At 46.2% G+C, this 18,940-nt stretch carries 18 protein-coding genes; 5 read left to right on the forward strand and 13 right to left on the reverse strand.

The window, feature by feature from the left end:
• Positions 1 to 18 precede the first annotated feature (18 nt).
• Entirely contained in the window at positions 19 to 1,920 is a 1,902-nt protein-coding gene (locus L9Q40_RS11160; RefSeq protein ID WP_498793317.1) for an FUSC family protein, read from the reverse strand.
• A 15-nt stretch (positions 1,921 to 1,935) separates the two neighbouring features.
• On the reverse strand, positions 1,936 to 2,358 hold the full coding sequence (locus L9Q40_RS11165; protein ID WP_498793318.1) for a MarR family winged helix-turn-helix transcriptional regulator: 423 nt from the start codon (positions 2,356 to 2,358) through the stop codon (positions 1,936 to 1,938).
• 399 nt (positions 2,359 to 2,757) lie between these two features.
• Here L9Q40_RS11165 and L9Q40_RS11170 point away from each other — a divergent pair, with 399 nt between their 5' ends.
• Together L9Q40_RS11170 and L9Q40_RS11175 are read left to right on the forward strand one after the other, a co-directional pair.
• The gene (locus tag L9Q40_RS11170; protein WP_498793319.1) at positions 2,758 to 3,735 is read left to right on the forward strand and encodes a DUF1852 domain-containing protein; all 978 of its coding nucleotides are present in this window, start codon (positions 2,758 to 2,760) and stop codon (positions 3,733 to 3,735) included.
• Between the two features lie 28 nt (positions 3,736 to 3,763).
• Complete coding sequence (locus L9Q40_RS11175) at positions 3,764 to 4,792, forward strand: methionine synthase (protein WP_498793320.1); 1,029 nt, start codon at positions 3,764 to 3,766, stop codon at positions 4,790 to 4,792.
• A 178-nt stretch (positions 4,793 to 4,970) separates the two neighbouring features.
• Here L9Q40_RS11175 and L9Q40_RS11180 read toward each other — a convergent pair whose 3' ends face one another.
• The 6 genes from L9Q40_RS11180 to L9Q40_RS11205 form a co-directional block, all read right to left on the reverse strand.
• Positions 4,971 to 5,648, reverse strand: a complete 678-nt coding sequence (locus L9Q40_RS11180) for a hypothetical protein (protein WP_498793321.1) — start codon at positions 5,646 to 5,648, stop codon at positions 4,971 to 4,973.
• A 582-nt stretch (positions 5,649 to 6,230) separates the two neighbouring features.
• Positions 6,231 to 7,217 (reverse strand): N-acetyl-D-Glu racemase DgcA, encoded by a 987-nt coding sequence (gene dgcA, locus L9Q40_RS11185; protein WP_498793322.1) that lies wholly within the window; start codon positions 7,215 to 7,217, stop codon positions 6,231 to 6,233.
• Positions 7,210 to 8,232 (reverse strand): N-acetyltransferase DgcN, encoded by a 1,023-nt coding sequence (gene dgcN, locus L9Q40_RS11190; RefSeq protein WP_065298812.1) that lies wholly within the window; start codon positions 8,230 to 8,232, stop codon positions 7,210 to 7,212. The genes dgcA and dgcN overlap by 8 nt, the downstream gene beginning before the upstream one ends.
• An 82-nt stretch (positions 8,233 to 8,314) precedes the next feature.
• Positions 8,315 to 9,034, reverse strand: coding sequence for an ABC transporter permease (locus tag L9Q40_RS11195; protein WP_020333775.1), 720 nt, complete (start codon positions 9,032 to 9,034; stop codon positions 8,315 to 8,317).
• A gap of 10 nt (positions 9,035 to 9,044) precedes the next feature.
• Positions 9,045 to 9,761: an ABC transporter permease gene (locus L9Q40_RS11200; RefSeq protein ID WP_065298813.1), complete on the reverse strand. Its 717-nt coding sequence runs from the start codon at positions 9,759 to 9,761 to the stop codon at positions 9,045 to 9,047.
• Between the two features lie 62 nt (positions 9,762 to 9,823).
• Positions 9,824 to 10,603, reverse strand: coding sequence for an ABC transporter substrate-binding protein (locus tag L9Q40_RS11205; protein WP_020333773.1), 780 nt, complete (start codon positions 10,601 to 10,603; stop codon positions 9,824 to 9,826).
• 145 nt (positions 10,604 to 10,748) lie between these two features.
• On the opposite strand from L9Q40_RS11205, the gene L9Q40_RS11210 reads away from it, so the two are divergent.
• The gene (locus tag L9Q40_RS11210; RefSeq protein WP_231113099.1) at positions 10,749 to 11,795 is read left to right on the forward strand and encodes a LysR family transcriptional regulator; all 1,047 of its coding nucleotides are present in this window, start codon (positions 10,749 to 10,751) and stop codon (positions 11,793 to 11,795) included.
• A 32-nt stretch (positions 11,796 to 11,827) separates the two neighbouring features.
• On the opposite strand, the gene L9Q40_RS11215 is transcribed toward L9Q40_RS11210, so the two are convergent.
• Together L9Q40_RS11215 and L9Q40_RS11220 are read right to left on the reverse strand one after the other, a co-directional pair.
• Positions 11,828 to 12,871 (reverse strand): NAD(P)H-dependent flavin oxidoreductase, encoded by a 1,044-nt coding sequence (locus L9Q40_RS11215; RefSeq protein WP_498793323.1) that lies wholly within the window; start codon positions 12,869 to 12,871, stop codon positions 11,828 to 11,830.
• A gap of 145 nt (positions 12,872 to 13,016) precedes the next feature.
• Positions 13,017 to 13,877, reverse strand: coding sequence for a mechanosensitive ion channel family protein (locus tag L9Q40_RS11220; RefSeq protein WP_014233954.1), 861 nt, complete (start codon positions 13,875 to 13,877; stop codon positions 13,017 to 13,019).
• 310 nt (positions 13,878 to 14,187) lie between these two features.
• On the opposite strand from L9Q40_RS11220, the gene L9Q40_RS11225 reads away from it, so the two are divergent.
• Together L9Q40_RS11225 and L9Q40_RS11230 are read left to right on the forward strand one after the other, a co-directional pair.
• Positions 14,188 to 15,501 carry a molybdopterin-dependent oxidoreductase gene (locus L9Q40_RS11225; protein ID WP_498793324.1) on the forward strand — a complete coding sequence of 438 codons (1,314 nt, stop codon included), beginning with the start codon at positions 14,188 to 14,190 and terminating at the stop codon, positions 15,499 to 15,501.
• A 5-nt stretch (positions 15,502 to 15,506) separates the two neighbouring features.
• Positions 15,507 to 16,166, forward strand: a complete 660-nt coding sequence (locus tag L9Q40_RS11230; RefSeq protein ID WP_498793325.1) for a c-type cytochrome — start codon at positions 15,507 to 15,509, stop codon at positions 16,164 to 16,166.
• 32 nt (positions 16,167 to 16,198) lie between these two features.
• On the opposite strand, the gene L9Q40_RS11235 is transcribed toward L9Q40_RS11230, so the two are convergent.
• The 3 genes from L9Q40_RS11235 to L9Q40_RS11245 form a co-directional block, all read right to left on the reverse strand.
• Positions 16,199 to 16,801 (reverse strand): methyltransferase domain-containing protein, encoded by a 603-nt coding sequence (locus L9Q40_RS11235; RefSeq protein ID WP_498793326.1) that lies wholly within the window; start codon positions 16,799 to 16,801, stop codon positions 16,199 to 16,201.
• A gap of 100 nt (positions 16,802 to 16,901) precedes the next feature.
• Positions 16,902 to 18,104: a phenylacetate--CoA ligase family protein gene (locus tag L9Q40_RS11240; RefSeq protein WP_498793327.1), complete on the reverse strand. Its 1,203-nt coding sequence runs from the start codon at positions 18,102 to 18,104 to the stop codon at positions 16,902 to 16,904.
• A 9-nt stretch (positions 18,105 to 18,113) separates the two neighbouring features.
• On the reverse strand, positions 18,114 to 18,935 hold the full coding sequence (locus L9Q40_RS11245; protein ID WP_014233948.1) for an ABC transporter ATP-binding protein: 822 nt from the start codon (positions 18,933 to 18,935) through the stop codon (positions 18,114 to 18,116).
• Between the last annotated feature and the right edge of the window lie 5 nt (positions 18,936 to 18,940).

Here is an 18,940-nt window from a genome sequence, read left to right on the forward strand (position 1 = left end):
TAATCATAAACCTACAAATTACCCTACCCAACGACTCCAAAGTGGCTGAGTTTGTGCCAACTCTTCCGCCGCACTTGAAGCCTGCGCACTGAGGTGTGGCGTTCGATGTTTCTCCATCTCAGCATAGCGATGTAATAGCGCTAACGTGTCTTGTGGTGACTGACGTAATGCCTGTTGCAGGCGCTTACACCAAACCTGATGCCGTGACTGATGATACCCTTCTGGCGACTCTACTGCTTCTCGGCGCAAGTTTTCAACACACTGACCAAGCATCAGAAGCCCGAGTCCTGCGCGACCATGCTGCGGCCAGTCCATACTGGTTTTTCGAGTCATACTCGTTAGCCTAACAACTCTGTGTTTCATACGCGCCTGCCAAAACGGGAAAGACGTAGTATCTGAAGCTAGAGAGGAAAGAGAACGCCACATCGCCTGCATGAGCACTTGTTGTCTGCGAAGCAAATTGGTCGGAAAGATAAGCTTAAATGCGAGTAATGCCAGTGTCGGTCCGGCGATGATTGCGACGCCTTTGATGACCATTTCACCTGCATCAGGGGTATAAGGCAAACTTGGTGTCGAGAGCAACAAAAAGATCATCACATAATCCATCGAACCTGACATCACCTTAGGGTAAGCAAACGGAAGTGTGATGAGCAAAATAAACGGAACCATCATGACTAGCATTTGCCATTCCGAGTTCGCCAATGGCCACAACAACAATTGACAGATAGCAGTTGCAGCCACTGCCACCACTTGCCATAAGGTGATGTGTTTCATAATAAGTGCCGGACTCTCAAAGGTAGAGAACAGCGTCACCATTACAGATGTTCCGAGTAAAACGTATGCCCCAATCGGCGAGCCGGTAATCGCCCAACCTGAACCCGCAATAAGGATAAGCGCACTAGTGCGATACATAGCCTGCAAAGCACTTACCCAATCACGATGAAGTACAACGTGATAAGGCGATTGTGTGGTAGTCATTCGACCGTGTTGATTAAATGCGTGCCTACCAGATAACGCTTGTTTTAGTTCAGCCAGTCCCTGAGCGAAATGAGGTGTGTTACAGGCTTGAATGGCATAAGTCAGGTTAGATACCACTTGCTCAAGAGGAGATTTCAGATCATGCGCATCAATGACTTTTTGTAAGTAATCCGCCAGCTCATCATTGCGAAGAACAGGACGCTTTTCGGCCAGTATCGTTAAGAGAGAAACATGCGCAAACACCACAGCACGCATGGATTGGACAGCACGACGAGAACGAAGTGAGCCTGCGCTATGTGGATCTAACGCTTCTTCAATTTGTGAAGCTTCCAATAGAAGTTGTTCGACAGACTGAGAAAGCGGCTCTTGTCGAACCTGTTGCTGCAACGCACGCAGTACGGATACCGTCAGAGTTCGAAGTCGCCAGATCAGCGCGTCCTCGTCACTTCGATGGGCGAACACAAGGCCGACCACAAGTGCCACAATGACACCAGTGAGAACTGTGAGAAGGCGGTCCGCGCCAAGCGTCCAGATACTTTGGTGGTTGACCTCACTTAAAAGCACAACCAGTGAAGCAGAATAGCCAGACAGTAAGGTGCAGTAGCTAAACAAACCATGGATGACATTACCTGCGGCTGTACATAGACCAACCCATAATGCCAAGCCGATAACCAGCAAAAATAACTGATCACCGCAAAGATGCATTAAAGCCAACCCAACTAGCGTACCAATCAGTGTACCCAGAATACGGAATAGCCCTTTCTCTATCAGCATTCCCCGCCCTGGCTGGGAGGCTGCCCAAACAGACATCGCCGCCCAGGATGGGTGATCCAGTCCAAGTAACCATCCAATAAATAACGCCACACAAGACGCAATGGCCGTCCTAAACGCAAAACTAAGACGGCTGGCATCAAATCCCCATTGTACTAATCGCTCCAGCATTTGGCCTCTCACTACTTAACTCTTAAAACGTGTGGTTAATTTATTTAGCACTTCCAGCATAGTGCTTATCTCTTCATCGGAGATGTCAGACAGCATATCTTCTTCAATTTCCAGCAAATGAGCGCGCAATACTGAAACTTGCTGGCGCCCCTCTCCTGTTAAATAAATTCGTTTCGTCCGCCGATCATGTTGGTCAGCTTGGCGAGTGATGAAGCCTTTCTTTTCTAAGCTATCGAGAAGGCGAACCAGTGATGAGCCTTCTATGCCAACAGAAGATGCCAACGCTTTTTGGCTGATACCATCACCAAACTCGTCTAAGTGCAAAAGCGGTGACCAACTCACATCGGTAAAACCTACCTGAGCTAGTCGTTGGTCGATGTGTCTTCGCCATAAACGGGAGGTAATCGAAAATTGAATACCGAATTTTAATCTGCTCATAATAACTTCAATTAATATAATTTGAATTCAAACTATTTGAAATGATAACAGCATTCTTGCAGAGATCAATCTCTCTGTCGTTATCGTCACGCTTGGGACTTACGAGCTTTGATTAAGCAGATTTAACACTGACAACAAGAAAATTATTGAGCCTCTCCCTACTCTCTATGCCACACCATGAATATTTTTCATGTGCCACATTAAGTAAAAGCGTTTTAATTCATGTAGCACGAAGGGTATAAAAAACACTCTATCTATAACTCAAAATAATATTGAATTTGAATCTCTACTCGATTTTTTGTCACTAACAACAAACATAACGTCAGAAAAAATTTAGAAAGAACAGAGATAGCTAGGAATAAGTTCAGGTTTACCTTAGGTATAGGATGTCAGCTCAAAATGAATAAAGACTTTACATTTACGATTAATAGCATTTGCTTTGATGAAAATTATCAGCCTTCTGATAACACACGTATCACGACAAACTTTGCCAACTTGGCAAGAGGTGAGAGTCGTCAAGAGAACTTACGCAACACCTTAAAGATGATTAACAATCGATTTAACGCCTTAGCGAGCTGGGATAATCCCGTTGGCGATCGTTATTCAGTCGAACTGGAAATAATTTCTGTTGATCTGGACATTGAAGGCAGCGGTCAAACCTTCCCCTCGATTGAAATATTAAAAACGAACTTTGTTGATCATAAAACTAATGAGCGTATTGAAGGCATTGTTGGCAATAACTTTTCTTCTTATGTTCGAGATTATGATTTTAGCGTATTACTTTTGGATCATAACAAGAACCAAAATCAATTTAGCATTCCAGATAACTTTGGCGATTTACATGGCAAGATATTCAAGAGCTTCGTAGATTCAGATACTTACAAGAAAAACTTCAAAAAAACGCCGGTTATCTGCTTGAGTGTTTCAGACAACAAAGTCTATCAACGTACAGAGAACCATCATCCTGTGCTGGGCTTTGAGTACCAACCTAATGAGTCTTCTTTGACTGAACAGTACTTCAAGAAAATGGGCTTACAGGTTCGCTATTTTATGCCACCAAATAGTGTCGCGCCTTTAGCTTTCTACTTTTTTGGTGATCTGCTCAATGATTACACCAATCTTGAGCTCATTAGTACGATCAGTACGATGGAGACCTTCCAGAAAATATATCGTCCTGAGATTTATAATGCTAATTCGACGGCAGGAAAGCGCTATCAGCCAAATTTAAATAACCTGGATCATTCATTAACTCAAATTGTTTATGACCGAGAAGAACGTGGCCAGTTAGCTATTGAACAGGGCAAGTTTACTGAAGAACATTTCATCAAACCGTATAAAACGATTCTTGAGAATTGGTCAGTTAACTACGCTTTATAATCAACGAATATAGACAGCAGCCTTTATTATGAAAAAATTATTACCTACTTCGACGTCAGGCAGTTTACCTAAACCTTCTTGGCTCGCTCAACCTGAAACACTTTGGTCACCTTGGAAATTACAAGGTGAAGAACTTACTGCCGGTAAAGAAGATGCGTTACGTATCTCTTTACAAGAACAACAATTCGCAGATATTGATATTGTTAGCGATGGCGAACAAACGCGACAACACTTTGTAACGACGTTTATTGAGCATCTCAGCGGCGTTGATTTTGAGAATCGCAAAACGGTTAAAATTCGTGATCGCTATGATGCAAGCGTTCCAACCGTAGTGGGCCCTGTTTCTCGCCAAAAGCCAGTTTTTGTTGAAGATGCTAAGTTCTTGCGCCAGCAGACCGATAAACCTATCAAATGGGCATTGCCAGGTCCTATGACAATGATCGATACGCTGTACGATGATCATTATAAAAGTCGTGAAAAACTGGCTTGGGAATTTGCCAAAATACTCAACCAAGAAGCAAAAGAACTCGAAGCTGCAGGTGTGGACATCATCCAATTTGACGAGCCTGCGTTTAATGTGTTCTTTGATGAAGTTAATGATTGGGGCATCGCAGCATTAGAACGAGCCATTGAAGGTCTGAAATGTGAAACGGTTGTCCACATATGCTATGGCTATGGCATCAAAGCCAATACCGACTGGAAAAAAACGTTGGGCTCAGAGTGGCGTCAATACGAAGAAGTTTTTCCAAAGCTGCAAAAATCTAATATCGATATCATCTCATTAGAATGTCACAACTCTCGAGTTCCTATCGAGTTGCTCGGGCTTCTTCGCGGTAAAAAAGTGATGGTTGGGGTAATTGATGTCGCAACCGATACGATTGAGACACCAGAGGAAGTCGCCGATACGTTGAGAAAAGCACTTGAGTTTGTTGATGCCGATAAGCTCTACCCTTGCACTAACTGCGGTATGGCACCGTTGTCTCGCCAAATAGCGAGAGGCAAACTTAACGCCCTAAGTGCCGGGGCAGACATCGTTAGAAGAGAACTATTGGCTTAACCGTTCTCAAACTAAAGCGAGGGTTACCGTGTTCGAACAGAATGGATTCTGAATCCATTGTCCAATTGGTAACCCTTCATCAAATGTGATTGTCTATCTTTGCCTTTAGAATTAGGCTTGGGCAAACAAATAGAAATCTGAGTAATCTAAGGTTTCGGCCTAATCTAACGGTCGATTATCAGCGAAAAATCGTTTGATACTCTCCCGTTTTCTTATTGATAACATGCTGTTCTCTCACTTGTTCGGTGCCCTTTTCATTAATATCATCGACCCAGTAACCGTCGTAACTATTAACACAAGTGACGGATTCACCGCTGTTCCACGAGTCGTATACTGACACGTTATCAACTCTCATGCCGTGCCCTTTAAGGATATCAGCGTATTTTGCCCCAAAGTCCAAACAAAACTGAATGCGTTCATCAATCATGGCCTGACGTTTAGCAGCTTGTTCTTGTTCTCTTTTCTCGCGCTCTAAATTTTGGCGTCTTTGCTCTTCTTGTGCCACTTGCTCGGTCAGACTAGCCAGAACTGCAGTCTTGTTGTTGCCACTAAACCTGCGGTGTAGATAAATCTCTGAACTCTCGTCATACGCAATGGCGTAACCCGTATCAGTAGCACCAACAACAGTACAGGTCAGAACACCACCCTTAAAATCTTCAGCAACAACTGGCAATTGGTTTAAAACGAGCGATGACACTGACATTGATGGTTGGAACTCTTTATCTTGAGTGACGACTAGTCTACCGAGCTCTTCACACTTTTCTACGTGTACATCCGATAAAACAGGATTACTAGTAGATGTCGTAACACACCCTGCTAGGCTAATTAACACAGCCAAGGAGATAATTTTTTTCATATACAGTCTTTTACTCAGCGCTACTCGCACAAATATTGAAGCTCGAAGGTATTACATCAGTCTTTACTGTGGATGTATAGTTTGCTTTCCGTTTCATACACGGTTTTTAATCAAGTCAGCCAAAGCAATCGATCCCCCGAGACAAAGAACTAAAATGCGCTGCAAGTCAGCAGCATTGCTCTCTTTGCCGATGTAATTTTGCCTTCTTTACATAATCGTCGCCGTCATCTTATCAACATAGTTGCAACTTAGGGAGTGCTGAACGCCATTTTTTAGCTCTAACAACCAGTTAACTTATAAAAAGAACAACATCCTACCAAATGACAGGCAACATTGCTTTCAATGCCACTCCTGCACCTACGATACCTCATCATCATTTGACCATTCGGAGCCAATGCATTCGAAGTCAACAAATGGTTGCAAGAAATTACCTGTCCCTCAGAGGCCTAAGCCAAGCGAGACTGTGGCTAATTTATACGATCAGGAATTCGCTCTCGCCAAAATAACAAAAAAGCCATGGCACTTGACCATGGCTTTGAACGAGATAAAAGTTAGACGTTAGATAAAAGTCAGGCTGCAGTCTTATCCCCATACACCTTCTGTCGGCTCGACTACGCTCTCGCAATAATTGAGCGCAGGTGTTCTGTCTTCTGATAACAAAAGTGGCCCATCAATATCGACCCATCGAGCTTGTTGAGCGAGAAGCAGTGCCGGAGCCATAGCAAGAGAAGTCCCAATCATGCACCCGACCATCACTTCAAAGCCCATCTCCTGCGCATCTTTAAGCAAAGCCAATGCTTCTGTCATGCCACCGGTTTTGTCCAGTTTAATATTCACCGCCTGATAGCGTCCTTTCAAAGCAGCTAGCGAGGAACGATCAATACAAGACTCATCCGCGGTAATGGGCAACAACGGCGTGATCGTTTCCAGTAAGTGCTCTTCTTCAAACGACAACGGCTGCTCAACCATTTCCACACCGAGTTCAGCGAGAACTGGCAAGTACTCACACAGCTGTGCAAAGCTCCAACCGGTGTTGGCATCAATCACCAAACGGGTATTAGGCGCTGCCTCACGTACTGCACGGACACGTTCTAAGTCACCATCCCGACCGAGTTTTAGCTTCAGAATTGGGCGATTTTTTTGCGCTTCAGCCGCTTTGCCCATTTTTTCAGCACTATCGAGTGATAAAGTGAATACCGTTGTTACTGGTTGAGGTGCGTCACTAAAACCCGCCATTTGCCATGCTGGTTGCTGTTTTAGCTTGGCTTCCAGTTCAAATAAAGCACAGTCAACGGCATTGCGTGGCGCAGCAGATGGTAGCAACTCACCGAGTTCTTCACGGCTGATACCCGACTCTACTGCTTGAACAACAGATTCAACATCCGCCAAGACATCGTAAGGGTAATCGGGCTCGAAGACATTCATCCGTTCGCATTCGCCACGCCCTACGAGTCCATCTTGTTCTATCTCAACAACCACAACTTCACCATGCAGCATCGGATCCATGCGTGAAATGACAAATGGTTCATGCAGTGGCCACCTTTCAACGCGCACACTCATCTTACGCATAGCAAACCTCTTCGATGCCATCGACAATTTTCGCCACGCCTGTACGGACAGGGTCGACCACAGGTACACCAAATTGTTTCTCAATACGTGCAATTTCAGCGAGTGCCTCTTCTTCACTCAAATTCACCGTGTTCAGCGCGATACCACCCAGACGAATATTCGGGTTCGTCACGCGGCCCATCGTAAGGTTAATGTCGATTACCGTTTGTAGATCAGGCACGCTGTAACCTTCCATTTCATCCATTTGTGTGCGACCAGCCTCGTGACAAACGATGATCACATCCGCTTGAGCACCATGTAACAAGCCCAAGCTTACCCCCGCATAAGCTGGATGCAGAAGTGAGCCCTGCCCTTCGATAATGTCCCAATGTTCTGGTGCGTTATCTGGAGAGAGCGTTTCAACCATGCCAGAAATGAAGTCGGAAACCACGGCATCTACAGGCACACCACTGCCTTCAATAAGAATACCGGTTTGGCCAGTGGCGCGGAACGTTGCCGGAATACCGCGTTTTTCCATCTCTCGATGAATCGCTAGCGTGGTAAACATTTTTCCAACACAGCAATCAGTACCAACGCTCAGCAGACGTTTACCAGTGCGCGGAAGGCCTGTGCCACATACCATTGGCCCTTGAGGCACGCGAACATCCAATAGTTTTTGCCCCGTACGTTCAGCCGCTGCAACCAGTTCAGGGATGTCGTTTAGGCGCATGTGTAAACCACTTGCGACGTCCATTCCCGACTCCATCGCTTCAATTAAGATGTCAATCCAAGCCAGTGGCAACGTGCCACCTACGGGCGCTAGGCCAAGAATAAAGGTTTTCGCGCCGCACGCAGCCGCTTCGCGCGGTGACATTTCCGCGATACCAAGGTCTGCTTTTGCGCCCGGAAGTCGATATTGCGCCAGACACTTTTCTGGTCGCCAGTGAGCCACACCTTTAGCTACTTTCGCCATTAGAAGATCATTTGCATCGCCCAGAAACACCAAATAAGGCGTTTTCAATTCAATCTTGTTCATTGTGTTGATCCTTTTTTAAAGTCAAACGAGCCCACAAGAGTCTTTGCTCCTGTTGCCATCAGGTTGTGGTAGGGTTGAAAAATCAGGTCGTAGCGACAGTCGCTGGCTGTGTGCCCGGCGTTCGCTGGATCTGATGACGATAGAGATAACGTTCTGCCTGACGCCAGGCCATTACAAATACAGTTGCAATCACCAAATACATCGCTGCCGCCAGAAAGTACGTCGAGATATCAAAAGTCTGAGAAAATGCGCGTCGAGTTTGTCCCATCAAGTCCATAACGGTAATCACACTCGCGACTGCGCCGCCTTTGAGCATTAAAATACATTCATTCCCAAGGGCAGGAAAAGCAATACGATACGCAAGCGGCATGACGATGTGTCTGTACAACAAGCTATTATTCATGCCCATTGATTTGGCCGCTTCTATCTCACCTGCATCTACAGATTGAATTGCACCGCGTAATATCTCGGTCTGATATGCCAGTGAGTTGAGGGTGAACACCAATAGCGCACAGTTAACTGGATCGCGGAAGAAACCCCACATTCCCATTTCCATTAGCCAAGGGCGAAACTGACCAGATCCGTAATAGAGTAAAAACAGCTGAGCAATCAGTGGCGTTCCACGAAAGAAAGAGATAAAGAGCTGTGCTGGCCAACGATAGATGCGCGCCCGCTGAATACGCAATAGTGACATAGGCAATGCCAGCAAAGCCGCTATCGAAACCGAAATAAAGGTGATTTTCAGCGTCATCCATGCCCCATCGAGCAACATCGGAGCGACCTTAGCAATAAAATCCGTCATAGCTTTCTCCTTAGCGACTCACTCGAATACCACGTTTTGAGTGTTGCTCCATTGCTGCCAATAATCTTTCGCAGCACAAGCACACCGCCCAATAGGCCAAACAAACCGTCAGGTAGAACAAAAATGGCTTTTTGGTGGCACCTACAGCGATGTTCGCCGCACGCATCAAGTCATCGAGTGCAATGACCGACACCAGAGCGGTATCCTTTAATAAGTTGATCCACAAGTTACCTAACCCCGGCAGAGCCAAACGCAGCAGTTGCGGGCGCTCGACCAGCCAGAATATTTGAAGTCTGGACAACGCGAGTGCGTATCCGGCCTCACGCTGACCTTTATCCATCGCTTTCCAGGCACCACGCAGCACCTCTGCCGCGTAGCCGCTAAAGACCAGACCAAGTGCAATCACGCCTGCACCAAACGGATTCAGTTCGAAAAAACCGTTACTCGGGTCAATCCATTTAAGTGTTTTGTTAATCAGCAGACCGACGCCATGGTAGATAATAAACAGAGTCAGCAGCTCCGGAAGCCCTCGTAGTACAGTGGTATAAACATTGGCAAACCAACGGTGGCTCTTGTTGGTACTTATTGATAGCGCCGCCACGCCCGTTCCCAAAAATAATCCCACAGGTAAAGCACACAGAGCTAATCCCAGAGTCACCACTAAGCCTTTAAGCAGCTCGTCTCCCCAGCCAGTGTCACCCAGACTCAGATACATCAGATAATCCATCGCGTCGCTCTCTTTTTGATTTACTACTTAGTGGCGACATAGGCCGCCACATTAGATCTGACTTATTTCAGAGTCAGCAAGTTAATCGAGAAGAACTCGTCGTTGATTTTCTGATAAGTACCATTTTTGATGATGCTCGCTAACGCCTGATCTAAACGTTGGCGAAGTTCCTGATCTTCTTTACGAAATGCGATACCCACGCCATCACCCACATATTGTCGGTCCATGATCAGGTTGCCAACTTTTTCACAACAAGCACCATCTTCAGAACTTAACCAGTCCGTCATTGGCATGATGTCGCCCGCTTGAGCGTCAATACGGCCACTAACCAAGTCGAGGTTTACTGCATCCTGTGTCGGGTATAAACGCACTTCAGAATCTGGGTATTTCGCTAACAGGTACTCAGCCTGTGTCGTCGAGCCTTGTGCACCGATGATCATGCCTTTCATCGCCTCTGGGGACACATCTTTAATACCTGACTGCTTATCGACAACAAACGTCATCGCAGACGCCTGATACGGAGCGCTGAACGCCACTTGTTGTTTACGCTCATCGGTAATGAACATGGAAGCCAGAATCATGTCGTATTTACCCGCCAAAAGCGCCGGAATAATACCGTCCCAATCCTGAGCGACGAACTCACATTCGACTTTCATCTCGCTGCAGAGTGCTTTACCGATTTCGATATCGAAACCAGCTAGCTGGCCGTCTGCGGTGTAGTAGTTAAACGGAGGATACGCACCCTCTGTACCAATTTTGATTGTTTCTGCATTAACGCCCGCTGAAGCAGCGACGGCCACGGAGGTTGCAAGCAAAGCACCTAAAAATTTTCCTTTTGACATCATGGATTCCCTTCTACTTTTGTTATCGTTTCATTCCAGATTCTCGCTCGCTAAGAAGACATCTCCCTTCTACTTCAGCAAACGGTCACAAAGACAGTATTGAGTATGTGAAAAAAGTAGTTAAAAGCCATAATGATGAATTAGTATGATATACATAGCCTATCGCTATGGGGTGTTCGTTCAAGTAACCATTCAAGGAAAGAAGCACATGCTAAACCCTAAAGACCGCCTTTTACGTAATCTCGACTGGAACTTACTGTATACGTTCTTAACCATTGTTAACGAAGGTGGTATTAGTGCTGCTGCGCGCAAGTTATCGCTCAGCCAACCCAGCGTAAGTAATGCGTTGAAGCGACTTGAAGAGCACGTAGATAAACGGCTCATCCTGCGTAAAAAAGGCGTGTTCTCTCTTACTCTGCACGGGATGCGAGTTTACGAGTATGCCTCATCAGTGAGTCGTATCATTGGCAACATGGCGGATCAATTTGTTGATCAAGCGGATAATATTCAAGGCGAGTTGACGATTGAGATAGCCAGTCATCTGCAGTGCCCGGCGTTTGATGCCACACTGGCGAACTATCACGCGCTGTACCCTAACGTTATTTTTAACGTTAATACCCATCCAAGCGCTGACATCGTCAGTCACGTCGCTGACGGTTTATTGCACATAGGATTGAGTAATAAGAAAATAGCAAAAACAGGCATTCGCTGTGACTTTCTCGGCTACGAACAGATGGGTTTTTATTGCGGACGAACCCACCCGTGCTTTGGTCGCGAAGACTTGACCCTCGACGAAATTAAAGGCTTGCCCTACATCTCTTTTGAAAGCGACCAGCCAGGAGAAGGACTGGACGCTATCGCCCACTTTCGTGAACAACAGCAGTTTTGGGGTAAATTAGTTGCCGTTTCGTCCAATGTTGAGGAAGTTCGCCGCATGATCATGGCAGGAATCGGCTTTGGTGCACTGACTGTCGAAAGCGCCAAACCTTACGTTGCACAAGGACTACTGTGGCCACTTCCTCCCTACGAATCACTGCCCGTAACCGAAATGTATCTGGTAACGCCAGAAACGGTCTCGTTGAGCGATATTGAAGTGCAGTTTGTTAAACTGCTCAAGCAACAAACTCAAGAGTTGGTGCGCGATACCCTTAATGCGATTCAGAGTGCTCATCATCAGCCTCAGGGAGATTAAGTCGTACTACCAATCTCTATAAATATTGAAAATTAACGCAGCCCAGCTAACGCAAGTGTCATCTCTTTTGCCGATATTTCTTGGCAACCTTGCGTATTTTGGCCGCACCATAACGGGGTGAAGTCATCTATGTCTTGGCTTTCAGCTTGCTTGCGAAGTTGCGTCATTTCGATGGAAGCAAATGGGAATTCCGGAACAGACGAGCTCATATAACCCAGTTCTCTCATTGCTCGATTGACAATGCCACGCGCTGGTTTTCCAGAAAAGATATTCGTTAGTGCGGTATGTTGTGATTTCGCCTCTTTCAGAGCCTGTTTATGTAGTGTCGATGTTTGAGCTTCTGTACATAATAGATAAGCCGTTCCGACTTGTACCGCTGTCGCTCCTAGCTGTAAACAAGAATGCACTGAGCGACTGTCAGCGATACCACCTGCGGCTATCACCGGAACGTTGACTCGATTTACAATTTGAGGAAGAAGTGCAACCAAGCCCATTTGCGTCGAGATATCTTTGGATAAGAACATTCCGCGGTGGCCACCAGCTTCTATGCCTTGTGCAATTATGCCATCCACTCCGCGAGACTCTAACCAAAGTGCTTCCTCTACCGTCGTCGCAGATGACACGACTTTGGTGCCCCATTGTTTGACTCGATCTAATAAGTCACTGTCGGGCAGACCAAAATGAAAGCTGATGAACTCCGGAGAAAACGGTTCAATCGCATCCGCTATCTCATGGCTGAATGGCACCCTGTTCGCGCCACCAGCCGCAAGCGTCATATCTAAATCCAGTTCATCAAAAAACGGTTTTAACTCATTTTGCCAAATCGCTTGGCGCTGTTGATTGAAAGGCGATGCCTCATGGCAGAAAAAATTGAGGTTAAATGGTTTGCTGGTTGCCGCTTTGATCGCCTCCATTTCACTCACGATTTGATCAATACTCAACATGCCACAAGGTAAGGCCCCTAGCCCTCCCGCTTCACTCACAGCAATGGCCAGATTACTTCCTTGGACACCCGCCATCGGCGACTGAATAACGCAAAGTTCGGTACCTAATAAATCCTTATATCTTGTGTTCATTATTTCCCTGCTTCTCTAATTAAGAAAACGAAGCACACATAATGCAACCTTTTGCGTATTCATACAATCCGCGAGTATCGCTGAGGTTCAAGGTTTTAAAGGTTAAGGAGCCATCACATGAAACGGTGAATTAAGGCAAGGTTGGCTAACGCTCCCGAGAAACTTTAATTTCGCCATCAATATGAACATCACGTTGAGGAAATGCGATCTCAATGCCTTTTCGCTCAAAGGCTTCATAAATTTCAAAACGTATCTGACTGGATACGGCACGAATCCCTCCTTCAACCGTTGAATGGATCCAAAAATACGATTCAAAGATAAGAGCGTTATCACCAAAGTCCTGGAAGAATACATCGGGCTCTGGATTACCAAGCACTTGTTCTTGTTTTAACGTCACTTCTTTCATTAACGACGCGACCAGTTTTACGTCACTTCCATAAGCAACACCGACCACGACGGTGCCTCTTACCAACCTGTCGCAGAGTGTCCAGTTAATGACCACGTTTTCAATCAACTGACTGTTTGGTATTAACATGTGCACACCATCAGTACGTCTGATCCGCGTAGAACGGGTATTAATTTGCTCGACAGTGCCTTTTGCTCCTTCTACTTCCAAAAAGTCACCAATCCTAATCGGCTTTTCACCAATCAAAATCCAGCCACTAATAAAGTTATTAATGATGTTTTGAGCACCAAAACCAAAGCCAATCGCGACAGCACCGGACAGGAAGGCAAACGCGGTAATAGGTACATTGATCAACGAAAGAGTGGTCAGGAAAATAATCCCGAGAGCGATGACGAACAATATCCGCTTAACTAAATGAATAACATTCGGATCTTTCCCTGCTGACGCCATTCTGGACGTAACCGCTTTAATAAGTATTTTGGACAGCCACAAACTAACCAGTATCCAAGTGGGAACCATCAATATTGCCCACAAAGTGATGGGTTGATCATTAAAGGTAAATAAGGTGGTCTCTAGAAAGGAAATGACTTTATCGAACATAGAAGCTCACTTTTATCTTATTGTTTTTGAGTAATACAACGCGTGTTAATTAAATTGTAATCCACATAACGACAAATGAAGGTTTTAAGCCTTATCCGAATCAAAATAGAACCTGTAAATCCGAAAAAGCATCGAAGTGTGCTGATGAGGAGCATATTTCTCACAAATATTGTTAAGGCTATCAATAGTCGACTAATGTTAGTGATGTAAAACTTATTTCGGACGTTATTTGTAGAGCTCGGTGAAACGACCTGCAGAACTATAAAAGTACAGAGATGTTCTTGGGCGTTAACCGATAAAGGAACGCATCATGAGTGAGAACGAGAAAAACAAGCCGCAAGGGATTTATAAATATTATGAAAAAAATCCTGAGTCTGCGGATGAGAAAGTCTTTGGACGAGTCAGTCACCCTGACAGGCGAGGCTTTTTAAAAGGCGCGGGATTAGCAACGATGGCAGCCGTGCTTGGCGGAGCCATTCCCTTCCACCGAAACATGCCAGCTGGGATTATCCCGGCAGCATTTGCGGAAGGGCTCGATGACGTAATGATTGAAGGTAAAGATGGTCTGACTGTGCTTAACGACAGACCAATGAATGCTGAAACGCCACCTCACCTTCTTAATGACGACATTACGCCTACCCGCCATCATTTCATACGCAATAACGGCATCCCTCCAACCGCAGTCAACGCTGAAGCGTGGAGCTTAACCATCGATGGTTTGGTGGACAAACCCATGTCGCTTACGATTGCCGATCTGAAGAAAAACTTCGATGTGATCGAGCAACAACTCGTTGTGGAATGTGGCGGTAATGGCCGTGCATTCTTTGATCCTAAAGCATCAGGTAATCAATGGACTTATGGTGCGGTTGCCTGTTCAAGCTGGACGGGAGTGAGGCTAGCTGATGTTCTCAAAGCTGCCGGTGTCAAAGACGGTGCGGTTTATACGGCACATTACGGTGCAGATAAACACCTTTCGGGTCAGGAAGGTAAGTTACCAATTTCTCGCGGCGTACCCATTGCCAAAGCGATGGGCGCTGAAAACCTTATCGCTTTCGAACAAAACGGGGAACCACTTCACCCAATGAATGGTGCGCCTCTACGTTTGGTTGTCCCTGGTTGGCCAGGTTCATGTTCGCAAAAATGGCTGACACGAATTCAAATCCGCGATCAGGTACATGACGGTCCAAAAATGACAGGGACATCCTATCGTGTGCCTAACAGACCAGTGGCTCCCGGCGAAGAAGTGGCAAAAGAGGATTTTGAAATCATCGAGCGTATGCCGGTGAAATCGCTCATCACTTCACCACAAACTAACTCACAAGTGGATGGAAACGAGGTTGCGGTGCGCGGTCATGCCTGGTCTGGAGACCGTAAAGTGACAAAAGTTCAGCTTTCCATTGATTTTGGCGCAACCTGGATGGATGCCGATCTCGCCGCCCCAGCAAACGAAGGAGCTTGGCAGACCTTTAGTGCTAAAGTGAAATTCCCACAACCGGGCTACTACGAAGTTTGGGCAAAAGCGACCGATGATCAGAATGTTAGCCAACCTTTTGCCATCGCTTGGAATCCAAAAGGATACCTAAATAACACCTTTCATCGCGTTGCTTTGGTCGTTAAGGGGTAACCACAGTGAAAAGTCAAAACCTTAGAGAGCGGGTCTTCCCGCTCTCTCTATCACTATTAAGCCTTGTTAGCGGGCTTACCTTTGCAAACACAGAGTTAATTGAAGCGGGCGAACGACAAGCAATGGTATGTAAAGCTTGTCACCAATTTGAACCCAATGGCGTCACTGTGGTTGGTCCGCCACTGTGGGGGCTGGCAGAACGTTCTATTGCTAGTTTTGCGGGCTTTAATTACAGCGAGGGAATAAAACAGCATCAAGGCAAATGGGATGCTGAAAAGCTTGATGCATTTTTAGCGTCCCCCACTGAGTTTGCACCAGGCACCAACATGGTGTTTCCGGGAGTGAAAGACCCAGGAGCTCGAGCCGCCGTCATCGCGTGGCTTGCGACTAAGAACCCCTCACCTCCTGACTGGGTCACCCCTTCGTCGGGAATGGAAGTAAAATCAGCGGGGGATGGAATCTTAACACCGGGAGAAAACATGGAATTGGTTGCGGCAATATGCTCTGCTTGTCATTCTTTACATATGGTCGCTCAGCAAGGTTTGAGCAGAAAGCGTTGGGATAAAATGCTCGACTGGATGATAGAAGAGCAAGGTATGGAAGAACTGGCGGGCGATGACAGGGAAGCCGTGCTTGATTATTTATCAACGTATTATGGTCAGTAGCGATTTGTCTGATTTGAGACCTCAACAAATCGCTACCTCTTCTGCCACACCATCCAGTGCTCTTTACCTTTGAACACGTCAACGCTATCGGTGACAGGTGAAGATTCAATTAGATTGAAAGACGACTCTAACCGTTCTGCTAACTCTCCGCTACGTAAACAAAAGGGAGGAAAACGCGAACGGTACTTATCATCTATGACAAAATAACCTACCAACAAACCACCACGAGTTAATAGCCTATCAATCATGGCAAAGTAATCTTCCCACTTATCTCTTGGTAACGCAGCCAAAAATGCACGTTCATAAATCACGTCAAACGTTTGGAATAACGCTTCATTAAACACGTCTCCAAGTACGACTTTATCCTGATGTTGACCAAGCTTAGATTTAGCCAGGTTTACGGCTTCTGCGCTGTAATCCATTGCAATGACATCATGTCCATGATCGACGAACTGTGTTACCTCATACGCTGCACCACAACCGGGAATAAACACAGATTGAGCATCACCGGAGATTTGGCTTAGGTAACGTATTAGGTCTTCGGGCGCTTGATTTCGATCCCACGGCATTGTGCCTTTGACAAACAAATCATCCCAGAAATTCACATCGATACGTGGTGAGTCTGTCGTTTTCATTGCACTTCCTTTAAAGCGGTATTGTTTAACTTAAAAAGGGATACGCGACTTATCTCGGTATCCCTTTTATCCTAGCCTTACCCTGTTATATCTAACGTTGCTAATTACGTAAATCGTTAATCAGAGGTTGCTCCGTGCTGTTCGGCACAAACTGGACCTTGCCCTTGAGCTTAGTAACAGACTGCAACGTTGCTTGAATATCATCGGCAGAAACGTGATCTTCCTGGCAACAGAATGTAATCGTATCGCTGAAACCATCGCGCTCAATTTTTAACGAGCCGGTAATTTCATGGCGACGACACACTTCCTGTATCTGGTGCGGATAAACAAATAAGCCTTTAACTTTGACTGCCGAATCGGCGCGCCCCATCCAGCCCTTTATGCGCATATTAGTACGTGGTGAATCAGAGTCTCTTTCGATGTGAGCAGAGAGATCACCGGTTGCGTAGCGAATAAGCGGAAACTTTTCATCCAGAGAAGTCACCACCACCTCACCGATTTCCCCTGATTGAACAGGCATACCATCAGGGTCAACGATTTCAACAATGATATCCTCTGCAATCACTAAGCCTTGTTCACCAGAAACCTGATAAGCAATCAAACCAAGTTCGGCGCTCGCATACGCTTGAGACACTGCAATGCCCATGTCTGAAAACGCTTTTTGCATGTCTGCAGTGACCGCTTCTCCAGAAACCAGAGCCTTAGTAATGCTCGGCTTCTCACCATATTGCTCTTGATACTTGGTTAGCAACGTAATTAGGTAAGATGGTGTCCCAGTGTAGCCAGTTGGCTGTAGCTGTTTGATCGCTTCAATCTGCGCTTCACTATTCCCTACTCCAGCCGGAAACACGGCACAGCCGCAGGCTCTCGCCCCGCCATCCATAATGAATCCGCCCGGGGAAAAATGATAAGAGAGCGTGTTGTGGACTAAATCCCCACGGCGAAACCCAGCCGCGTGAAACGCACGCCCCATACGCCAGAAGTCAGCTTCATCCGTTTGCGCTTCATACAAAGGGCCTGGAGATTGAAACACGCGAGCCATTTTCCCGATACTGACGCTGTTCAAGCCCCCAAACGGCGGCTTAAGTTGCTGCTGGCTTGGCACATTAAACTTGCGTGTAATCGGCAACTTCGATAGCCCTTCGCGACAACTTACCGCGGAAGAATCAATATCTGCGAATAGTTTGGCGTAATGCTCGCTGTGCGCTTTTGCATTTTCAATCAGTGTTGGCAGGCGTTTAAACAGAGATTCTTCTCGCTCTGTTGACGGCAGAGATTCTTTCGCATCGAATAATTCGTTCATCACAACTCCTTACAACCAACGCTTACGGCGTTTGTAAGATTTTAAGTTCTTAAAGCTCTTGCGCTCTTCATCACCGCCACCAAGGTAGAACTCTTTCACGTCTTCATTGTTAAGCAGCTCATGCTTGGTGCCATCGAGCACAATCTTGCCTGACTCCATGATGTAGCCATAATCGGCAGCATGAAGGGCAAAGTTCGCGTTCTGCTCCACCAGCAACATGGTAATGCCTTGGTCTTTGTTGATCTTCTCGATAATACTGAACACCTCTTTCACCAGCAGAGGTGAAAGCCCCATCGACGGTTCATCAAGTAAGATCATTTTTGGGCGAGCCATGAGTGCACGACCAATTGCGAGCATTTGCTGCTCACCGCCAGACAAGTAGCCAGCGAGACCAGTACGTTCTTTGAGTCGAGGGAAGTAGTCAAACACCATTTCGATGTCTTTCTCGACCTCGTTGTCGTTGCGGGTAAACGCCCCTAAACGAAGGTTTTCAATAACCGTCATGTCTTCAACGATTCGACGCCCTTCCATCACCTGGAAGATACCCGAACGGACAATTTCTTCCGGGCTCTTGTTGTCGATACGCTCGCCCATGAAGGTAATTTCACCACGAGTCACTTCACCGTCTTCGGTTTTCAACAAACCCGAAATCGCTTTTAGTGTGGTCGATTTACCCGCCCCGTTTGCGCCTAATAGCGTCACGATTTGACCTTTTGGTACTTCAAGGCTCACACCACGCAGAACCAAAATTACTTCGTCGTAGACCACTTCGATATTGTTCACCGAGAGCAGGATTTCTGCTGGTTCTATATTCGTTGCTAATTCACTCATCAAGC

It is taken from the genome of Allocatenococcus thiocycli (assembly GCF_921292965.1).
Taxonomy (GTDB): domain Bacteria; phylum Pseudomonadota; class Gammaproteobacteria; order Enterobacterales; family Vibrionaceae; genus Vibrio; species Vibrio natriegens.